Here is a 19,883-nt window from a genome sequence, read left to right as displayed (position 1 = left end):
AACCCGCAACATTCTTCGGACACGGTGCGGTGTGACAGATATCGCGACGGTGGCGCTGAAAGGAGTACGGGGTCGTCCTACGTCCCCGTGGAAGACGACCGGGGCCTCTCCTGTGGGGGGTGGCGGCCCCGGTCGTCCTCATTCCCCCTGCGCCTTTGACCAGGCAGTACCCCCAGGCGCGGGAGCCTGTCACAACCACTCCGCAGCCAACGCGCCCAAGCCTTCGTCCGGTCTCCCCGGGCCAATGGCCGCGCCGTACCGTGCGCGGTCACGGAGAGCCGGGGCACCGCGTCGCGCACATCCGGCGCATCGGCGCGCACCACGCGGAAAGGCCGGAGCGCTTCCGCCTTCGCTCCGGTGACGTCGTCCTGGCACGACGCGGAGAGCCGGCACGCCCCGACCCCGTCGGCCCCGGCGGCAGGCGCGCCCGGCGGACGCGCCGCCCGGATCAGAACTGGGCGGGGAACGGGTGCGCGCCGAGTGCGGCCCGTTCCCGCTGCATCCGGGTCAGAGAGGATCGCGAACACCGCCGCCACGATGTCGAGCGCGTCGTTGATCATCACCAGACCTGCCGTGCCGTGCCGCGCGGACCGGCCGGGGTGCGGGCAACCGGCCGCACGGATCCGCCCGGCCGCGCCGACCGCCCGTCGCGGGTGCTCCTCGCCCCTCCGCGCCCCTCCCTGTCAGACCGTCGCGTCGATCCGCGCGGCCAGCGCCCGGAACTGGTCCCAGCTCAGTGCCGGACGGCCCGGATTCCACAGCTTCTGGGCCGTCGCCCGCAGCGGCATCCGGATGCCCGCGGCCACCTGCTCCGGGGTCTGCGCCTGCGGGAGGTCTCCCCAGACGGCGAACCGGCCGCCGAGGATCTGGCCGGAATAGCGCGCCGGGACCTCCCGCGTGCCGCGCAGCACGAGCGGGTTCCACTGCTCGTAGATCCGCTTGCCCGTGGGGTAGACGAAATTATTGGGCTGGCCGAGCACGTAGTAGAGGAACTCGTCGTTGAGGTTCACGACCTTGCGTCCCTCGTCCAGGTACTCCTCCGGCGGCCGGGCGCCGTACTCCTTGCCTGTCCAGTACTCGACCTCGATGTCCTTGTCGGCGTGGACGACCCCGCCGCGGAAGAAGCCGTCGTTCCACGCCTTGGGCTGCTTGCCGTGCGGGCGCACCACCGCCGCGCGGTCGTTCAGCCAGCCGGTGGCGAGGTCCTTGATGCCCGCCCGCGGCCCGTACTTCCGCTGGGCGGCGCTCTGCAGCTGTGGGTACGAGGCGGCCGGGTCCCGCGCCATCAGCGCGAGGTACTCGTCGGCACCGAGGTGCCAGTACCGGCCGCCGAACAGTTCGGTGAACTCGCCGAGGAGTTCGTCGACGAGCTTCGCCGCGCCCGGGTCGGAGATGTCGAGGGAGCCGGGCGAGCGCACCCCGGACGCGTTGCGCAGCTGGAGGTCGGGGTGGGCCTTCAGGACCGCGCCGAGGTGGCCGGGCGAGTCGATCTCGGGGACGACCTCGATGTGCAGCCGGTTCGCGAGCGCGAGGATGCGCCGCACCTCGGCCTTGGTCAGATGCTGCGGCGACACCACCTCGGGGTGGGTGTCGGACTCGATGCGGAACGCCTGGTCGTCGGAGAAGTGCAGGCCGAGCTGGTTGAGCTTGAGGTCGGCCATCTCACGCAGCCGGTCCTCGATCCAGGCGACGGAGTAGTACTTGCGCGCGATGTCGAGGTTGAGCCCGCGCTGCGGCCGGTCGGGGCGGTCGCGCACCTCGCCCTCGGGCATCGTGCCGTCGGCGCGCACCGACTGCTTCAGGGTGCGGGTCCCGTAGAAGACACCGGCCCGGTCGGGTGCGCTGATCGTGACCCGCCCGTCGTGGACCGCGAGGGTGTACGACTCGCGCGTGCCCTTGCCCGGGGTGAGGGCCAGTTCCACGTCGCCCGGCCGGGCCGGGACGTCGCCCCGGTAGTGGATCTTCAGTTCCTGGGCGAGCAGCCGGCCCTCGTCCGCCGGTGCCCCGCCGCCCCCGGCGACGACGACCCCGGCGTCCGGGCCGGGCCGCCAGCCGGGGCCACGTGCGGCGGTGTGCTCGCGCACGGCGGGGATGGTGCGGGGCGGGACGGAGAGCGGGTAGCTCCGGGTCGGCGAGGGCGGGACGGGGGAGCCGGTGGGGGTGCGCGCCCCCGTCTGTCCCGCGAGTCCACCGCCGGAACCTTCCGGCCAGACGACGACGGCGATCGTCGTGGCGGCCGCCGCGGTGAGGACCGCGCCGGTCACGAGGGCGCCGCGTGAGGGCGACATCGGTAAGAAACCTCCGGAATGTGAGGGAAAGATGTGGGGGAAGAGGGACGAAGCGGGGGAACGGTACGGGGCGAACGGCCGGGGTGCGTATCGGCGACGCCGTGGGGGCGGCCCGACGACGGGCGGAAGTCGACGGGGGAAACGCCCGGCGATCTCCTTGGAATACGGCGCATGAGGCGTTTGGATACACCCCAACGGTCCATCAGGCGTTTCGAAACTCTCCCCTCCGGGTGAAGTTCGCACATCCGACGTACGACTGTTGCCCGGCCTCGCTAGCTTTGAGGCCCATTCGTCTCGCCCTTCACCCTGTTTCCGCCTGGTCTCATCCTTCCCACCGACTCCAGGTTCACAGAATCCGTTGATCCGAGGAGCACCACGCTGTCCAGGTCCAGCGAGTCCCCCGCCGGCCTCCCGAAGCGACCGCGGCAACCGGCCACCCGGACGGCCCTGCCCGTCCAGCACACGGAATCGGCACCGAGCCGCTCCCCGGGTCTCGACCGCTTCAACGCCGCACCGTCCACCCGGGTCGAGACCGCCCTGCTGACGTGCTGCGGGAGCCGCCGCTGGGCGCAGCGGCTGACCGCCCACCGCCCGTATCCGAATCTCGACGCCCTGCTGGCCGCCGCCGACGAGGCGGGGTACGACCTGCCCCCGGCGGATCTCGCCGAGGCGCTCGCCGCCGAGGTCTCCCCCGGTCTCCACGACGGCGCGCCGCACTCCGCCCATCTGGCGCTGCGGGCCGCCCATGCCGCGTACGAGAGCCGCTTCGGTCATGTCTTCGTCATGTGCCTGGACACGTTCGAACCCGCCGAGCGGCCGGACCAGGTGCTGGCCGGGATCCGGGCGAGGCTGGGTCACGATCCCGATCAGGAGCGGGTGGTCACGGCGGACGAGATGCGGCGACTCGCCCGCGGTCGCATCATCGGGCTGATATCGGCTTCGTAACGGAACGCCCCGTCGCCCCGGCCACCATGCGGCCGGGGCGGACCGTGGTGGTATGGAGCGCGGGCGACCATCCGGCAGACGGCTCCGAGAGGGCCCGTTCTAGCCCGTCCGTGGCTGTTTGATTGCCACTTTGATCACACCAGAGGCCCCCACGCGAACAAACCGACAATGCGTCGCTACGATGGCCGGGGCCGGTGGACCGTACCCGGCCGGGTCAGACCGACAGTCAAGCCGGCCGACCCCAATCCCCGCTCCCGGAGGGTTCTTCCGTGCCGGCTGGAACGCTGTACCGCGGCCGGGAAGGCATGTGGTCCTGGGTGGCTCATCGAGTCACCGGTGTCCTCATCTTCTTCTTCCTGTTCGTACACGTCCTGGACACCGCTCTCGTCCGTGTGTCCCCCGAGGCGTACGACGATGTCGTGGCCACGTACAAGACGCCGATCGTCGCGCTGCTCGAATACGGCCTGGTGGCCGCCATTCTCTTCCACGCGCTCAACGGTCTGCGCATCGTCGCCGTGGACTTCTGGGCCAAGGGCCCGCGCTACCAGAAGCAGATGCTCTGGTCCGTCGTGGGCATCTGGATCGTGCTGATGGTCGGGGCGCTGTACCCCGTCCTCGGTCACGCCGTACGCGACGTCTTCGGGAGCTGAGGCCCATGTCCACCGAGTCCTCCGCCGCGATCGGCTCCGTCGAGGGCGTTCAGCCTGTGCGCCTGTACGACGCAGACAACCCGGCCCCGGTCATCGAGCCGCCGCGCAAGCGCACCGGCAAGACCCCCAAGGGTTCGCGCACCAATTTCGAGATGTACGCCTGGCTCTTCATGCGCCTGTCGGGCATCGTCCTGGTCGTCCTGGTCCTGGGCCACCTGCTGATCCAGCTGGTGCTGGACGGCGGCGTCTCCAAGATCGGCTTCGCCTTCGTGGCGGGCCGCTGGGCCTCGCCGTTCTGGCAGCTCTGGGACCTCGGGATGCTGTGGCTGGCCATGCTGCACGGCGCCAACGGCCTCCGTACGGTCATCAACGACTACGCCGAGCGGGAGAACACCCGCTTCTGGCTGAAGATGCTGCTGTACACCGCCACGGTGTTCACCGTCCTGCTGGGCACGCTGGTGATCTTCACCTTCGACCCGAACATCCGCTAGGCGCCGGGCCAGAGGGACCAGAGGAAATCATGCAGATCCACAAGTACGACACCGTCATCGTCGGCGCCGGCGGCGCCGGTATGCGCGCGGCCATCGAGTCCACCAAGCGCAGCCGTACCGCCGTGCTCACGAAGCTCTACCCGACCCGCTCCCACACGGGCGCCGCGCAGGGCGGCATGGCCGCCGCGCTCGCCAACGTGGAGGAGGACAACTGGGAGTGGCACACCTTCGACACGATCAAGGGCGGCGACTACCTGGTCGACCAGGACGCCGCCGAGATCCTGGCGAAGGAGGCCATCGACGCCGTCCTCGACCTGGAGAAGATGGGCCTGCCGTTCAACCGGACGCCCGAGGGCCGCATCGACCAGCGCCGTTTCGGCGGTCACACCCGCAGCCACGGCGAGGCCCCGGTCCGCCGGTCCTGCTACGCCTCGGACCGCACCGGCCACATGATCCTCCAGACGCTGTACCAGAACTGCGTCAAGGAGGGTGTGGAGTTCTTCAACGAGTTCTACGTCCTGGACCTGCTGCTCCAGGACGTCGACGGCGTCAAGAAGTCCGCGGGCGTCGTCGCGTACGAGCTGGCGACCGGCGAGATCCACGTCTTCCAGGCGAAGGCGATCATCTTCGCGTCCGGCGGCACCGGCAAGTTCTTCAAGGTGACGTCGAACGCGCACACCCTGACCGGTGACGGCCAGGCCGCCGCCTGGCGCCGCGGGCTGCCGCTGGAGGACATGGAGTTCTTCCAGTTCCACCCGACGGGCATCTGGCGCATGGGCATCCTGCTGACGGAGGGCGCCCGCGGTGAGGGCGGCATTCTCCGCAACAAGGACGGCGAGCGCTTCATGGAGAAGTACGCGCCGGTCATGAAGGACCTCGCGTCCCGTGACGTCGTGTCCCGCTCCATCTACACGGAGATCCGTGAGGGCCGCGGCTGCGGTCCCGAGGGCGACCACGTCTACCTCGACCTCACCCACCTGCCGCCGGAGCAGCTGGACGCCAAGCTCCCGGACATCACCGAGTTCGCGCGCACGTACCTCGGCATCGAGCCCTACACGGACCCGATCCCGATCCAGCCGACCGCGCACTACGCCATGGGCGGCATCCCGACCAACGTCGAGGGCGAGGTGCTGGCCGACAACACCACCGTCGTCCCGGGCCTGTACGCCGCCGGCGAGGTCGCCTGTGTCTCCGTGCACGGCGCCAACCGCCTGGGCACCAACTCGCTGCTCGACATCAACGTCTTCGGACGCCGCGCCGGCATCGGCGCCGCCGAGTACTCCGCGAAGAGCGACTTCGTCGAGCTTCCGGAGAACCCGGCGCAGATGGTCGAGGAGCAGATCGAGCGGCTGCGCAACTCGACGGGCACCGAGCGGGTCGCGACGATCCGCCAGGAGCTCCAGGAGTGCATGGACGCCAACGTGATGGTGTTCCGCACCGAGCAGACCATCAAGACGGCCGTCGACAAGATCGCCGAGCTGCGCAGGCGCTACCTCGACGTGTCGATCCAGGACAAGGGCAAGCGGTTCAACACCGACCTCCTGGAGGCCGTCGAGCTGGGCAACCTGCTCGACCTGGCCGAGGTGATGGCGACCTCCGCGCTGGCCCGCAAGGAGTCGCGCGGCGGTCACTACCGCGAGGACTACCCGAACCGCGACGACGTCAACTTCATGCGCCACACCATGGCGTACCGCGAGGTCGCCGACGACGGCACCGAGTCGATCCGGCTCGACTACAAGCCGGTCGTCCAGACCCGCTACCAGCCGATGGAGCGTAAGTACTGATGGCAACCCCGACTCTGGACAAGGTCGAGGCGCAGTCCGCCGCCTCGCCGTACATCACGGCGACCTTCCGGATCCGCCGCTTCAACCCCGAGGTCTCCGACGAGGTCCAGTGGCAGGACTTCCAGATCTCGATCGACCCGAAGGAGCGTGTGCTCGACGCGCTCCACAAGATCAAGTGGGACATCGACGGAACCCTGACGTTCCGCCGCTCCTGCGCGCACGGCATCTGCGGCTCCGACGCGATGCGGATCAACGGCAAGAACAGGCTCGCCTGCAAGACGCTGATCAAGGACATCAACCCGGAGAAGCCGATCACGATCGAGGCCATCAAGGGCCTCACGGTCCTCAAGGACCTCGTGGTCGACATGGAGCCGTTCTTCCAGGCGTACCGCGATGTCATGCCCTTCCTCATCACCAAGGGGAACGAGCCGACCCGCGAGCGCCTGCAGTCCGCCGAGGACCGCGAGCGCTTCGACGACACCACCAAGTGCATCCTGTGCGCCGCGTGCACGTCCTCGTGCCCGGTGTTCTGGAACGACGGCCAGTACTTCGGCCCGGCGGCGATCGTCAACGCGCACCGCTTCATCTTCGACTCGCGCGACGAGGGCGGCGAGCAGCGCCTGGAGATCCTCAACGACCGTGACGGCGTGTGGCGTTGCCGCACCACGTTCAACTGCACGGACGCCTGCCCGCGTGGCATCGAGGTCACCAAGGCGATCCAGGAGGTCAAGCGGGCGCTGATCACGCGCCGCTTCTGACCGCCGCCGAAGGCCCGGTGACATCCGACGGCCCCGTTCCCGCGCACACGCGCCGGGAACGGGGCCGTTCGCCGTTCCGGACCGCCCGTGAGATTCCGGCGCCGCTCCGGGATTCCCGGTCGCCGAGGTCGTCGAGCAGGCGGCGCTGCCACGAACGCGCCCTTTGGACGAGGCGGCGCGACCGCGGCCGGTCCGGGAGGCAACCGGGCAGCCAGGCGACCGGGCAACCGAGCCATCGAGCGACCGGGCAACCGGGCAACCGGGCAACCGGGCAACCGGGCAACCGGGCAACCGGGCAACCGGGCAACCGGGAGTGTCGTACCCGCCTGCCACCATGCGTCCGTGGACGACAACACTTTCTGGGCCCTGATCGAGGACTCCCGGCAGCAGAGCGGCAATCCCGACGAGCGTCTGGAGGCGCTGCGCGAGCAACTGGCCCGGCGGGCGCCGACGGAAATCGTCGCGTTCCAGGCGTGCCTGCACAGGGTGCGACAGCCGGTCGACACCTGGGACATGTGGTGCGCGGCCGAGCTGATCCTCGATGGGCGCTGCTCCGACGACGGCTTCTGGTACTTCCAGTTCTGGGTGATCGGCCTCGGCCGCGCGGCGTTCGACAGGGCCGCGGCGGAACCCGATTCCCTGGCGGACGTGCCGGAGATCCGCCGACTGGCCGGGCGGCGGATGGACGACTGGCGGGATGACGAATGGCCCGATGCGGAGTCCCTGGACTACGTCGCGGGCGAGGCCTTCGACCTGGCGACCGGGGAGGAGGACGGTTTCGAGGGCGCGTTGGAGGCCGCGGGTCTCGATCTGCCCTGCAGCCCCGAGCCGGACGACGCGGAGTGGGACGTGACGGACGCGGGTGAAGTGGCCCGTCGGCTCCCCCGTCTGAGCCGTATGTTTCCGCCCGCCCCTCGATCCGGCGGGGTGTCCGGACGCCCGTGACGGTACCGCTTGCTGCACGGGTCCGGTCCGGACGGTACGGTCGTGCGGGACTGACACCGGTTTGCCGCTTCCGGCGCGACAGGGCCCGGGGCACAGGCTTGATCGAGAGCGGGGAACGTTGAGCGATTCGCATCCGCACGGGGACGACGCGTACAAGTGGGGTCCTCCCCAGCAGCCCGGCGGGCCGACGGCCGGTCCTGGCACCCCGGGGCAGGGAGCGGCCGGTGCGGGCGCTCCCGGCTACGGCTACCCGCAGCCCGGCCCCGCCCACGACTACCCGCCGGGGGCCATGGCCCCGTCCTCCGCGCCGGGCCACGGCCACCCGCAGCAGCCGGGTATGCCGCCCATCGGTGCCCCGATGCTGACGCTCGGCGACATCACGGTCATGAACGACCAGATCGTGACGCCCGTCGGCCCGATGCCCCTCAAGGGCGCGGTGTGGACGGCGACGGACCTGTCGCACACCGAGGAGCGGATCCCGACGGTCGCCATCGTGCTGGCGATCGTCTTCGCGCTGCTCTGCCTGGTCGGTCTGCTCTTCCTCCTGATGAAGGAGAAGAGGACGACCGGCTTCATCCAGGTTTCGGTGACCAGCGGCGGCAGGCACCACTCGACGATGATCCCGGCGAACGGTCCGGAGACCTTCCCCTGGGTGATGGCCCAGCTCAACTCGGCGCGTGCGATGAGCGCCTGACGGCCCACCGGAGGACATTCCTGCCACACACCACGCCTCCGACTCCGGCTCCGGCTCCGGCCGAAGGACGCGGGGCCGGGCCGGTGGCACGTCGATGTCGAACTGTCGCTGCGCGGCCGTTGGCTGCTCAGGCCCGTCGCCGTGTTCGCGCTGCTGCTCGCGGCCGTACCGCTGCGGCACGGTTTCCCGACGTCGGTGGAGAAGGCGGCCCGGCAGTGGAACGACATCATTGGCAACCTTCCGGCCCTTGTTCCGGCCGCGTTCCGCGCGGAGTTGGCCGACCATGTCGCCGGGGGCCGCAGGGCCCGAATCCCGTTCCGTCGGCTGCGGCCGAGGAAGCGAAGGGGTGAGGGACACCCGGTCGTCGGCGGGGTCGGTGTCCTGAGCCGCGCTGCCCACCCATAGCGTGCCCCGCCCTCACGCGGGCGGCGGCAGCCGCCCCATACCGGCACACCCCTCACTTGAACATGTTCAAAAATGCCCCTACAGTCGCCACAACAGCTTTTGAACGCGTTCAAAGGAGGGTGGGGCATGGACCTCACTGTGGTCGCGTATGTCATCTATCTGCTGATCAGCGTGGCGCTCACCGTCTGGGTCGCACGCACGCTCAGCCGCAACGGCAGGGTGTTCCTCGCCGGTGTCCTGCACGGGAACGAGAAGCTCGCCGATGCCGTCAACCACCTGCTGGTGGTCGGTTTCTACCTGGTCAATCTGGGCTTCGTCACGCTCTACCTGAGGAACGGCGAGGCGGTGGGCGACACCCGCGGGCTCTTCGAGGCGCTGTCCGTGAAGCTCGGCGTGGTCCTGCTCGTCCTCGGCGTGCTGCACCTCGGAAACGTCTACGTGCTCAACAAGATCCGCCGTCGCGGCCTGATGGAGCGCGAGCAGACCCCGCCGGTGCCGCCGCAGGGCTGGACCGGTCCGGGCGGCGGCCCGTGGGCGGCCCCGGCCGCCCCCAAGGTCTGAGCCGGCGTGGCACCCGGACCGGGCGGGCCGCACCCGCCCGTGCGACACCTCACCGTGCTGTACGACGCGCGCTGCCCGCTCTGCCTCCACCTGCGCCGGTGGCTGGAGCGGCAGCGCCGGCTCGTCCCGCTCTCCTTCGTCCCGGCGGCCTCCGAGGAGGCGCGCAGCCGCTTCCCCGGACTCGACCACGCGGGAACGCTCGACGAGATCACGGTCGTCGGCGACCGGGGCCAGGTCTACCGGGGGACGTCGGCCTGGATCGTCTGCCTCTGGGCGCTGGCCGAGTACCGGCCCACGGCCCATCGGCTGAGCACTCCGGCGGGCCGCCCGCTCGCCCGCGCGACGGTGCTCGCCGCGGCGAAGTACCGCTCGCTGACCGCGAAACCGTGCGGTGCCGGGGACGGTGCCTGCGCGGTCCCCGGACCGGAGGGCTGACCGGGGCGGATACGCTCGGGGCTGTGGCGAAGGAAGCGAAGGACGTGAAGGAAACCAGGGCACCCGGGGACAGGGAGACCAAGGCCCCCAAGAGCGAACAGACCCGCACGCTCATCCTCGAAACCGCTCTCCGCCTCTTCCAGGAGCGCGGCTACGACAAGACGACGATGCGGGCCATCGCCCAGGAAGCCGGTGTCTCCGTCGGGAACGCCTACTACTACTTCACGAACAAGGAACACCTCGTCCAGGGCTTCTACGACCGGCTCGCCGCCGAACACGAAGCCGCGGTGCGGCCGGTCCTGGACGGCGACAAGGACCTCGCGGCACGCGTCCGCGGGGTCCTGCTCACCTGGCTGGACGTGGCGGAGCCGTACCACCGCTTCGCTTCCCAGTTCTTCAAGAACGCCGCCGACCCGGAGAGCCCGCTGAGTCCCTTCTCGGAGGATTCGGTCGCGGCCCGCGAGGCGGCGATCTCCATCCACCGGCGCTGCCTCGCCGGGTCCGACACCAAGTCCGACCCCGAACTCGCCGAGCTGCTCCCGCAGTTGATGTGGTTGATGCAGATGGGCCTGGTGCTGTACTGGGTGTACGACCGGACGGAGCACACCGAGCGGAGCCGCCGCCTCGTCGAGCGCGCGGCCCCGATCTGCGCCCGCGCGATCGCGCTCTCCCGGTTCCGGGCGCTGCGACCGCTGGTGCGGCAGATCCACGAGGTCCTTGTGGAGTTCCTGCCCGGCGCCGCGCGGCGCTCGGCCTGATCCGCCCCCGGCGTCCGGCGTCCGTACCGCCGGCACAGGTCACGGGGAGGCACACGTCGCGGGCCCCGGCCACACCGTCGCGGGCGCCGCGAACGGCACCCGCACGACGGGTCAGATCCGGCGCAGCTCCCACAGCCGCCAGAGGCCGGAACCGTCCGAGAGGTACTGCGAGCCGGAGACGTCCTCCCTGCTGAGGACGTAGTCCTTCTTCTGCCACAGCGGCACCAGCGGCACGTCCTCGCCGACCAGCGCCTGGAGTTCCTTGTAGTCCGCCGTGGTGCGACTGCGGTCGCTGTACCGCAGCGCGGCCGCGATCAGGGCGTCCATCTTCTTGCTGGAGTAGCCGTTGTGGAGGCTGTTGTCGCTGCCGACGAGCGGCTGGCTGAAGGTGTCGGGGTCCTGGTAGTCGGGGAGCCAGCTGAGGGTGTAGGCGTCGTACTCGCCGGCCGCGAACCCCTTCAGGAACGTCTGCCAGTCGACCTCCTTGGCAGTGACCTTGAACAGCCCGTCCGCCTCCAGCTGGCGCCGCAGCTCCTTGGTCTCCCGGTCGTAGACGTCGTCACCGTCGCCGTAGGCGAAGTTGATCGGCAGCGGGATCTCGACCCCCGCCTCTTCCATCAGCTTCTTGGCACGCTCCGGGTCGGGCGTGGGGTAGGCGTCGAAGAACGGCGTGCTGTGCCCGATGATCCCCTGCGGGATCAGCGAGTAGAGCGGCTCGACGGTGCCGCGGTAGATGCTGGTCGCCAGCGGCCCGCGGTCGATGAGCGACGCGATGGCCTGCCGGACCTTCTTGTTGGCGAGCGGTGCGCCCTGGCGGACGTTGAAGACGAGGCTGCGGATCTCGGCGGTGTCCACCGAGGAGACGTGCAGCTCGGGGTCGCCCGGGTTCAGAGAGGCCAGCGCGTCCGGCGGCAGCTGACGGTGCGACACCTCGATCTCGCCGGCCTTCCAGGCCGCCAGGAGGTCTTCCGACTCCTTGTAGTAGTGCACGGTGACCGGGACGCCGGTCTTCGTCAGCGCACCCTTGTAGTGGGGGTTCGGGACCAATTCGGCGATGCTCTTCGCCCGGTACGTCTTCAGGATGTACGGGCCCGAGCCGTCCACCGTGTTCCCGGTCCGGAGCTTGTTCGCCGGGTACTCCTCGGGGTCGACGATCGCCCCGGCGCCCGTGGCGAGCTTCTGCGGGAAGGTCGCGTCACGCGCGGAGAGGTTGAACGTGATGGTGCGGTCCTCGGTCACCACGTTCTTGAGGCTCGGGAAGAGCACCCACGGACCGACATCCGTCTTGATCCTGATCATGCGCTCGATGGAGTACTTGACATCCTCGGCGGTGATCTTACGGCCGTTGGAGAAGTGCAGGTCGTCCCGGAGCTTGCACTGATACGTCTGGAGCTTCTGGCCGATGAACTCGCAGCTCTCGGCGGCATCGGGGACGGGGACGGTCGCACCGGACTTGAAGGTCAGCAGGGACTGGTAGATGTTGCCGTACATCGCCCAGGAACCGGCGTCGTACGCACCCGCAGGATCGAGCGAGGTCACCTCGTCCGTGGTGCCGACCGTGATCGGGCCGCCCTCCGCCTCATCGGACGGGAGCAGCTGCCAGGCGCCGACTCCCGCGACGATCAGAACAGCAACAATCGCAAGAATCCGTACCCGGATCGACTGCATGGACGTGCTCTCCCTTACCAGCCCCACCTCGGTGCCGCGCTCAGTTCCGCACATCACCGCATGCTCGCGATCAGCCAATCACACGATTTTCACATCGGGAAGACCAAAACTGGGACTCATAGCCTTTTGTTCGGCACTTGAAACCTTGGGTGGTTCCGTAGGGTCTGTAACAGGACAACAACAGAGTGTCAGGCCTGCCGGGAGGCGAGTTCCACGACGGTGATGTCGGAGGGTGCGCCCACTCGTACCGGCGGTCCCCAGGCTCCGGCGCCGCGCGAGACGTACAGCTGGGTGTCGCCGTACCGGTCGAGCCCCGCGACCGTGGGATTGGCGAGTCCGGCGACGAGGCTGCCGGGCCACAGCTGACCGCCGTGGGTGTGGCCGGAGAGCTGGAGGTCCACGCCCCACGCGACGGCGTCGTCGATGACGACGGGCTGGTGGGCGAGGAGGACGGAGGCGCGCCCGGCGTCCCGGTCGCCGAGCGCGGCGGCGAAGTCGGGCCCCTGCCCCTCGGTCTCCCCCGCGATGTCGTTGACTCCGGCCAGGTCGAATCCGTCGATCTCGACCCGGGCGTTCTCCAGTGGGTGGAGCCCGAGTTCCCGCACGTGGTCGATCCAGGGGGCGGCGCCGGAGTAGTACTCGTGGTTTCCGGTGACGAAGAAGCTGCCCCGACGGGCGTCCAGTCGGGCGAGCGGCTCCGCGGCCGGGCCGAGGTCGTCGACGGTGCCGTCCACCAGGTCGCCCACGACGGCGACCAGGTCCGGCCGGGTCCGGTTGATCGTGTCGACGATCCGCTGGGTGTGGGCACGGCCGAGGATCGGCCCGAGGTGGATGTCGCTGACGACCGCGATGCGGAAGCCGTGGGCGGAGCGCGGCAGTTTGGCGAGCGGGACGGTGACGCGCTTGACCCGCGGTCCGCGCAGCACTCCGTACGTGCCGTACCCGACCGTGCCGAGCCCGGCGACGGCGGCGGCGCCCCCGACGGCCCGCGCGACGAACAGCCGCCGGCTGGGCCCGGGGGTGGCGGCCTCCCCGGCCGGGCGCGACGGCGCGGAAGGCTCCGCAGCCTGGGGCCGGACGGCTGAGGGCTCGACGGCCGGGGCGGCGGTGCCGGCCACGAGAGTGGCGGGGAGCCGTGCCTCACTGCCGGTGCCGGTGCCGGTGCCGGTGTTCGTGTTCGTGTTCGTGTTCGTGTTCGTGTTCGTGACACTGTCCGTGACGGTGCCGGTGTCCGTAACGCTGTCCGCCGCGCCGCCCGCCCGGCGCGCGAGCGCCCGCCGCAGCAGCGGCCGCACCAACTCCCCCACCAGCAGGGCGAGCGTCAGATACAGCACCGCGGCCAGCCACAGATAGCCCGGCCAGGCGAGTGCCTGCTGGAGCGGGAACGGCGCCCCGACGCGTCCGGAGACCAGGGCTCCGACGCTCAGCAGCGGCAGCAGGTACGCGGCCACCGTGCCGGCTCTCCGCAGCACACTGCCCTCGGCCGTGGTGTCGCCGACGAGTCGACACCAGAGATATCGGTGCACACCGACCAGCAGCGCCAGTACCAGGACCACCACCAGCACGAGACCGGCCACCGCCATCCGCTTCTCTCCCGCCGCTCGTCTTCTCGCCCGGTCCGCTACCCGCGCTCGCGGCGCAGGGCCCTGACTCCTCGGAACCCGATCACCCCTATGGCCGTCCCCAGGAGAAAGGACGTGATGGCGAGCAGCAGATGCACCCAGAAGTACGCAGTCGGGTCACCCGCGTCGTCGAAGGCGAGTCCGCTGCCGTCCTTCCACAAGTTCTTGACGAAGGTGATCCAGATGAACCAGCTCCACACCCCGAAAGCGAGCAGGAACCAGGAGACGGGACGGCTGAGCTTCATGGACCCAGTATCGTCACCGCGCTCCGGGCCGGTCGTCCGGGGTGGGGCGCCGCGCTCCGACGGAATCGCCCGGGGTGGGCCGTACCGGCGTCGCCGACGGCGGGTCAGGCCGACCACGCCCACTTTCATATCGTCACCCTGTACGTTTCCGCTCGTGCCTGCACTGAAAAAGATCGCGCTCACGATCACCTCAGCCGCTCTGCTGTCCTCCTTCGCTCTCACCCCGGCGATGGCAGCGGACGACAAGGACGGACCCGGCAAGCAGCCGAAGCCGCCCGCGGGCATGTCCCGGATCGGCGGCGAGCTGCTGGGCCGGGAGGGGACGCAGGTCAAGCTGGGGGCCGGTGCCCCGGTTCTGCCCAAGGACCTCACGGGCAGGTCGTGGATCGTCGCCGACGCGGAGAACGGCGAGGTGCTCGCCACGCACAACGCCCACTGGCGGCTGCCGCCCGCCTCCACCCTGAAGATGCTCTTCGCGGACACCGTGCTGCCCAAGCTCCAGCCGAAGACCCGGACGTACACGGTCCGGGAGGAGGACCTCGCCGAGATCGGCGAGGGCAGCAGCCTGGTCGGCGTCAAGGAGAAGCTCACCTACACGGTCCACGACCTGTGGCTCGGGGTGTTCCTGCGCTCGGGCAACGACGCGGTGCACGTGCTGTCCGCGATGTACGGCGGCGTGCCCAAGACGGTCGCCGACATGCAGGCGCACGCCGAGGAGTTGCAGGCGCTCGACACGAGGGTGGTGTCGCCCGACGGGTACGACGCCCCCGAGCAGGTCTCCAGCGCCTACGACCTGACGCTGTTCGCCCGCAGCGGTCTCCAGAAGGCGGACTTCCGGGAGTACTGCTCGACGGCCGAGGCGGATTTCCCCGGCGAGGTGAAGAAGAACGGGGAGCGCGAGAGCTTCGCCATCCAGAACACCAACCGGCTCCTCACGGGTGCGGACGGCGTCGCCCCGTACAAGGGCGTCGCGGGCGTCAAGAACGGCTACACCACCCACGCGGGCAACACCTTCACCGGGGTTGCCGAACGCGACGGCAAGGTGCTGCTCGTCACCGTGATGAACCCCTCGTCCGAGAAGCAGCACGCGGTCTACGACGAGGCCGCCAGGCTGCTCGACTGGGGATTCGCCGCGAGCGGCAAGGTGACCCCGGTCGGCGAGCTGGTGCCCCCGAGGTCCGCCGACACCGGTGCGGAGACCGACGCCGGCAGCGGGTCCGGGAAGGGCCCCGCGGCGAACGGGAAGGGCGCCTCCCATGCCGCCTCGGCCACCGCGTCCGGCGGCGGCAGCGGTGCCGGGGTGGCACTGGGAATCGCCGCGGGCGTCCTGGTGCTGGTGGGCGGCGGGGCGTTCCTGATCAACCGGCGCTGGCCGCTGCCGGACCTGGTGCGCCGTCGTTCCCGTCCCTGACGGCCGGGGCATCGTCGCGCCGGACATCCTTGTTGCTCGGCGTCGCCGTCCAGGCGGCGCAGAACAGCAGCAGCTTCGCCGTGAAGTTGAGCCAGAGCAGCAGGGCCACCGGCACCCCGAAGGCGCCGTACATGCTCTTCGAGGCGACTCCCCTCATGTAGCTGCCGAGCAGCAGCTTGAGCAGTTCGAAGCCGATCGCGCCGATCACGCCGGCGACCAGGAGCCTGCGGCGCGGCGGCTCGACGCCGGGCAGCAGTGTCAACAGGTAGAGCAGCAGCAGGAAGTCGGCGAGGGCCGCCACCATCAGGGCGGCCACCCGGAGCACCACACCGCCCGCGCCCCGGTCCGGGATGTCCAGCAGACCGGCGGTCCAGCCGACGGCGACGGAGCCGGCCGAGGAGACGGCGAGCGTCGCGAGGGCCGCCCCGCCCAGGCCCAGCAGCAGCCCCGCGTCCTTGAGCTTGCGGATGACGGGGTTGCCCGTGTCCACGTCGTCGATGCCCCAGACGGCGCGCAGGCAGCCCCGCAGCGAGCCGATCCAGCCGATGCCGGTGAACAGCAGCACCGCACCGGCGACCCCTCCGACCGTCCCGGCATGGTCCACCAGGTTCTCGATGCCGAGTTGGTCGGAGATGCCCGGCACCTGCTCGGCGAGCGTGGTCTCGATCCGGTGGAGCCGGCTCTCGGAGAGCAGTGAGGCGCCGATCGCCGCGCCGACCGCGATCAGCGGGAACAGCGCGAGGAAGCTGATGAACGTGATCGCGGCGGCGAGCCTGCTCCAGTGCACCCGCTCCAGGGTCTCGTAGGAGCGCCATGTGTGAGTCGTCATCAGCCGCGAGACGATCGGCCCGATGACGGGGAGGTTCTTGAGCCAGTCCATGTCGTACGACTACCCCTCCGGTGCCGGATAACCGGCGCCACACCATCCCCACACCTCCTGAAACATCACCAATCACCCATACTGGTGAGCACAGCAACAAATCCCCCAAATGGGTTTTCTCTGGCGATACGGTCACCAGCATGTCCGTCGACACGGTGTCCCTGACCGGCTGGGGCCGTACCGCCCCGACGACCGCCCTGCGTTTCCGCCCCCGCAGCTACGCGGAGGCGGTGGCGACGGTCCGTGGCTGCGGGCCGCGCGGCTCCATCGCCCGGGGGCTCGGCCGGGCCCCCGGCGACGCGGCGCAGAACGGGGGCGGCTCGGTCATCGACATGACCGCGCTGGACCGGATCCGCACCGTCGACGCCGAGGCCGGCGTGGTGGTCTGCGACGCGGGGGTGAGCCTGCACCGGCTGATGGAGGTCCTGCTGCCGCTCGGCTGGTTCGTCCCCGTCACACCGGCCACCCGCCGGATCACCGTGGGCGGTGCGATCGGCTCCGACGTGCACGGCCCGAACCATCACGTCGCCGGTGCCTTCTCCCGGCACGTGCGGGAGCTGGAACTGCTGACGGCCGACGGGGAGATCCGCGCGGTCCGGCCCGGCACCGATCTCTTCGACGCGACCGCGGGCGGCCTCGGCCTGACCGGGGTGATCCTCTCCGCCGCGCTCCGGCTGCACCCCGTCAGCAGTGCGTGGATGTCGATCGACACCGAACGGGCCGTCGACCTCGACGACCTGCTCGCCAGGCTCGCCTCCGGGGACCACCGCTACCACTACTCGACGGCCTGGATCGACCTGCTGGCCCGGGGCCGGTCGACGGGGCGTGCCGTACTCACCCGGGGGGAGCACGTACCCCGCTACGCGGTCCCGGCGCACGCCCGGTGCACACCGCTCGATTTCCGCCCGGTCCCGCGGTCCGCCGCTCCGGCCCTCGTGCCGTCGGGGCCGCTCGGCCGCGCCTCGGTGGCCCTCCTCAACGAGGTCCGGTACCGCAGGGCCCCCGACTACCGCGTCAACGAACTCCAGCGATTGTCCGCGTTCTTCCATCCCCTGGACGGGCTGCCGCACCGGAACCGGCTGCACGGCCGCGCCGGTTTCGTGCGCTATCAGTTCGTCGTCGGCCACGGCCAGGAGGAAGCACTGCGCCGGATCGTGCGACGGATCTCCCACCGGCGCTGTGCCTCGCCGCTCGCCGCACTGAAGCGGTTCGGGACCGGCGATCCGGGCTGGCTCTCGTTCCCGGTGCCGGGGTGGACGCTCGCCCTCGACCTGCCCGCCGCGCTGCCGGGCCTGGGCCGGTTCCTGGACTCGCTGGACGAGGAGGTGGCGGAGGCGGGCGGCCGGGTGTGCCTGGCGAAGGACTCCCGGCTGCGGCCGGAGATGCTCGCCCACATGTATCCGCGGCTCGACGCGTTCCGGGCGCTGCGCGCCGAGTTGGACCCGTCCGGGGCATTCCGCTCGGATCTGTCGCGCCGCCTGTCGCTCTGACCGCACCCCCGGCCACCACCCCCGCCACGCCTGTCGCCCCATGCCCCATGCCCCATGCCCCATGCCCCATGCCCCACAAGGAGTGTTCCCGTGAAGGACGCGTTCGGTGCCCCGCAGTCCCTGCTCGTGCTCGGCGGTACGTCGAGGATCGCGCTCGCCACCGCGCGTCGGCTGGTCGCCGGACGGACTCGCACGGTCCGGCTGGCCGGGCGCCCCTCGCCGGCCCTCGAATCGGCCGCCGCCGAACTGCGGGCGTGCGGCGCCGATGTCGACACCGTCGACTTCGACGCCCTCGATCCGGCGTCGCACGAGACGGCCCTCGGCAAGGTCTTCGCCGAGGGCGACATCGACGTGGTCCTCCTCGCCTTCGGTGTCACGGGCGACCAGGGGCGGGACGAGGAGGAACCGCTCCGCGCGGTCCGGGTCGCCCAGACCAACTACACGGGGGCCGTTTCCGCCGGTCTTGTGTGCGCCGGAGCACTCCAGGCGCAGGGGCACGGCTCGTTGGTGGTGCTGTCCTCGGTGGCCGGCGAACGCGCCCGCCGCGAGGACTTCATCTACGGGTCCAGCAAGGCGGGCCTGGACACGTTCGCCCAGGGCCTGGGCGAGGCGCTGCACGGCACCGGGGTCCACGTGATGGTCGTGCGGCCCGGCGTCGTACGGCCGGATGCCGTACGGTCCGGTGCCGCAGGGCCGGGAACGGCACCCGCTCCGGCGGCGGCCCTGCCCGTGCGCACCCCGGCCACGGTGTCACGGCTCACGACCGCGCGGCTCACCGCGTCACGGCTCGCCGCGGCACCGCTGGAGGCACCGGCTCTCGTGACGACACCGGACGAGGTGGCCGCGGCGATCGTGGCCGGGCTGCGGCGGCGTTCGGGGACGGTGTGGGTGCCCGGACCGCTCCGGGTGGTGATGTCGGCCCTGCGTCACGTCCCGCGCCCGCTGTTCCGGCGCCTGCCGGTCTGAATAGTCCGGACGGTCCGGACGGTCCGGACGGTCCGGACGGTCCGGACGGCGGCTGTCCGCCCCGCCCGGAGGGACACGACCGGTTTCCGGAGTGCCGGACTCAGGAGTACGGGATTCGGAGGCGCCGGATGCAGGGGTACCGGATTCAGAGGTACCGAATTCGGGAGTGCCGGGTTCAGGGGCGGAGAGAGGGCTCGTCCACGGCGGAACCGCCCTGCGCGGGCACGGCGGGCGCGCCGCCGCCCCCGCCGAACGGGAACTCGTTGATCTTGCGCCAGACACTGTCCGTGCCCTGCTCGTAGAGCGCGAAGGAACCGCAGGTCCAGGCGGCCTCGTAGTCGGCGAGCTCCTCGTACGCCCGGTCCATCGCCTGCTCGGCGATGTCGTGCGCCACGGTCACGTGCGGGTGGTACGGGAACTGGAGCTCGCGCACCAGCGGCCCGGAGGCATCCCTGACCCGCTTCTGGAGCCATGAGCAGGCCGCGGCGCCCTCGACCACCTGCACGAAGACGACCGGGGACAGCGGCCGGAAGGTGCCCGTGCCGGCCAGTCGCATCGGGAAGGGCCGACCGGCCGTCGCGATCCGGGCCAGATGGGCCTCGATCGCGGGCAGGTCGGCCGCCTCCGCCGCGGTCGGCGGGAGAAGGGTGACGTGGGTGGGAATGCCGTACGCGGCAGGATCCCCGAAGCTCGCGCGTCGCTCCTGGAGCAGACTGCCGTAGGGCTCCGGGACCGCGATCGAAACGCCGAGCGTTACGGTCCCCACGTCGTTCTCCTCATTACTCGAAAGTTGATGGTCCTCGATGATGGATGGTCCCTTTTCGGCCACCCACCCCATGGATGTCCCATCGCCAGTGTGACGCCTGGGACAGCCGGACCGCCAGGGT

20 protein-coding genes are annotated in these 19,883 nt (G+C 70.6%); 14 read left to right on the top strand and 6 right to left on the bottom strand.

Going from position 1 to position 19,883, the window contains the following annotated elements:
- Window positions 1–683 precede the first annotated feature (683 nt).
- Window positions 684–2,288 (bottom strand): glycoside hydrolase family 20 protein, encoded by a 1,605-nt coding sequence (locus ACFC79_RS00375; protein WP_376233180.1) that lies wholly within the window; start codon window positions 2,286–2,288, stop codon window positions 684–686.
- Between the two features lie 447 nt (window positions 2,289–2,735).
- Here ACFC79_RS00375 and ACFC79_RS00370 point away from each other — a divergent pair, with 447 nt between their 5' ends.
- The 11 genes from ACFC79_RS00370 to ACFC79_RS00320 all read left to right on the top strand — a co-directional run bounded on the left by ACFC79_RS00370 (window position 2,736) and on the right by ACFC79_RS00320 (window position 10,714).
- A complete protein-coding gene (locus ACFC79_RS00370) occupies window positions 2,736–3,233 on the top strand; it encodes a 2-oxo-4-hydroxy-4-carboxy-5-ureidoimidazoline decarboxylase (protein ID WP_376234842.1) in 498 nt (165 codons plus the stop codon).
- A 269-nt stretch (window positions 3,234–3,502) separates the two neighbouring features.
- Entirely contained in the window at window positions 3,503–3,883 is a 381-nt protein-coding gene (gene sdhC, locus ACFC79_RS00365; protein ID WP_365243526.1) for a succinate dehydrogenase, cytochrome b556 subunit, read from the top strand.
- Between the two features lie 5 nt (window positions 3,884–3,888).
- Entirely contained in the window at window positions 3,889–4,374 is a 486-nt protein-coding gene (locus tag ACFC79_RS00360; protein WP_376233177.1) for a succinate dehydrogenase hydrophobic membrane anchor subunit, read from the top strand.
- Between the two features lie 29 nt (window positions 4,375–4,403).
- A complete protein-coding gene (gene sdhA, locus ACFC79_RS00355) occupies window positions 4,404–6,158 on the top strand; it encodes a succinate dehydrogenase flavoprotein subunit (protein WP_376233174.1) in 1,755 nt (584 codons plus the stop codon).
- Window positions 6,158–6,916, top strand: a complete 759-nt coding sequence (locus tag ACFC79_RS00350) for a succinate dehydrogenase iron-sulfur subunit (RefSeq protein ID WP_376233171.1) — start codon at window positions 6,158–6,160, stop codon at window positions 6,914–6,916. Before sdhA ends, ACFC79_RS00350 begins: the two co-directional genes overlap by 1 nt.
- A 342-nt stretch (window positions 6,917–7,258) precedes the next feature.
- Entirely contained in the window at window positions 7,259–7,861 is a 603-nt protein-coding gene (locus ACFC79_RS00345; RefSeq protein ID WP_376233168.1) for a DUF4240 domain-containing protein, read from the top strand.
- A 118-nt stretch (window positions 7,862–7,979) separates the two neighbouring features.
- The gene (locus ACFC79_RS00340) at window positions 7,980–8,555 is read left to right on the top strand and encodes a hypothetical protein (protein ID WP_376233167.1); all 576 of its coding nucleotides are present in this window, start codon (window positions 7,980–7,982) and stop codon (window positions 8,553–8,555) included.
- Between the two features lie 141 nt (window positions 8,556–8,696).
- A complete protein-coding gene (locus ACFC79_RS00335) occupies window positions 8,697–8,960 on the top strand; it encodes a hypothetical protein (RefSeq protein WP_376233164.1) in 264 nt (87 codons plus the stop codon).
- A gap of 126 nt (window positions 8,961–9,086) precedes the next feature.
- On the top strand, window positions 9,087–9,521 hold the full coding sequence (locus tag ACFC79_RS00330; RefSeq protein ID WP_376233162.1) for a hypothetical protein: 435 nt from the start codon (window positions 9,087–9,089) through the stop codon (window positions 9,519–9,521).
- Between the two features lie 6 nt (window positions 9,522–9,527).
- Entirely contained in the window at window positions 9,528–9,956 is a 429-nt protein-coding gene (locus ACFC79_RS00325; RefSeq protein ID WP_376233159.1) for a thiol-disulfide oxidoreductase DCC family protein, read from the top strand.
- Window positions 9,957–9,979: 23 nt separating this feature from the next.
- Window positions 9,980–10,714, top strand: coding sequence for a TetR family transcriptional regulator (locus tag ACFC79_RS00320; protein WP_376233157.1), 735 nt, complete (start codon window positions 9,980–9,982; stop codon window positions 10,712–10,714).
- Window positions 10,715–10,825: 111 nt separating this feature from the next.
- Here the strand turns inward: ACFC79_RS00320 and ACFC79_RS00315 are convergent, their stop codons facing one another.
- From ACFC79_RS00315 to ACFC79_RS00305, 3 genes are all read right to left on the bottom strand, one after another.
- On the bottom strand, window positions 10,826–12,382 hold the full coding sequence (locus ACFC79_RS00315; protein ID WP_376234840.1) for an ABC transporter substrate-binding protein: 1,557 nt from the start codon (window positions 12,380–12,382) through the stop codon (window positions 10,826–10,828).
- A 188-nt stretch (window positions 12,383–12,570) separates the two neighbouring features.
- Window positions 12,571–13,965 carry a metallophosphoesterase gene (locus tag ACFC79_RS00310; protein ID WP_376233154.1) on the bottom strand — a complete coding sequence of 465 codons (1,395 nt, stop codon included), beginning with the start codon at window positions 13,963–13,965 and terminating at the stop codon, window positions 12,571–12,573.
- Between the two features lie 38 nt (window positions 13,966–14,003).
- Entirely contained in the window at window positions 14,004–14,249 is a 246-nt protein-coding gene (locus ACFC79_RS00305) for an SCO4848 family membrane protein (protein ID WP_376233152.1), read from the bottom strand.
- Between the two features lie 154 nt (window positions 14,250–14,403).
- Here ACFC79_RS00305 and ACFC79_RS00300 point away from each other — a divergent pair, with 154 nt between their 5' ends.
- Complete coding sequence (locus ACFC79_RS00300) at window positions 14,404–15,660, top strand: D-alanyl-D-alanine carboxypeptidase family protein (RefSeq protein WP_376233150.1); 1,257 nt, start codon at window positions 14,404–14,406, stop codon at window positions 15,658–15,660.
- Here ACFC79_RS00300 and ACFC79_RS00295 read toward each other — a convergent pair.
- Window positions 15,608–16,540, bottom strand: a complete 933-nt coding sequence (locus tag ACFC79_RS00295) for a YihY/virulence factor BrkB family protein (protein ID WP_376233148.1) — start codon at window positions 16,538–16,540, stop codon at window positions 15,608–15,610. The genes ACFC79_RS00300 and ACFC79_RS00295 overlap by 53 nt on opposite strands.
- A 140-nt stretch (window positions 16,541–16,680) precedes the next feature.
- Here ACFC79_RS00295 and ACFC79_RS00290 point away from each other — a divergent pair, with 140 nt between their 5' ends.
- Together ACFC79_RS00290 and ACFC79_RS00285 are read left to right on the top strand one after the other, a co-directional pair.
- Window positions 16,681–18,030 carry an FAD-binding protein gene (locus ACFC79_RS00290; RefSeq protein WP_376233146.1) on the top strand — a complete coding sequence of 450 codons (1,350 nt, stop codon included), beginning with the start codon at window positions 16,681–16,683 and terminating at the stop codon, window positions 18,028–18,030.
- A 90-nt stretch (window positions 18,031–18,120) separates the two neighbouring features.
- Complete coding sequence (locus ACFC79_RS00285) at window positions 18,121–18,996, top strand: SDR family NAD(P)-dependent oxidoreductase (protein ID WP_376233143.1); 876 nt, start codon at window positions 18,121–18,123, stop codon at window positions 18,994–18,996.
- Between the two features lie 175 nt (window positions 18,997–19,171).
- Here ACFC79_RS00285 and ACFC79_RS00280 read toward each other — a convergent pair whose 3' ends face one another.
- Entirely contained in the window at window positions 19,172–19,762 is a 591-nt protein-coding gene (locus ACFC79_RS00280; RefSeq protein ID WP_376233140.1) for a 2'-5' RNA ligase family protein, read from the bottom strand.
- Window positions 19,763–19,883: the final 121 nt, after the last annotated feature.

Origin of the sequence: Streptomyces sp. NPDC056061, from assembly GCF_042266885.1 — a bacterium.
In the GTDB taxonomy this organism is placed as follows: Bacteria; Actinomycetota; Actinomycetes; order Streptomycetales; family Streptomycetaceae; genus Streptomyces.
The sequence above is the reverse complement of the archived record's forward strand: the minus strand, read 5'-3'. Positions and strand labels throughout refer to the sequence as shown.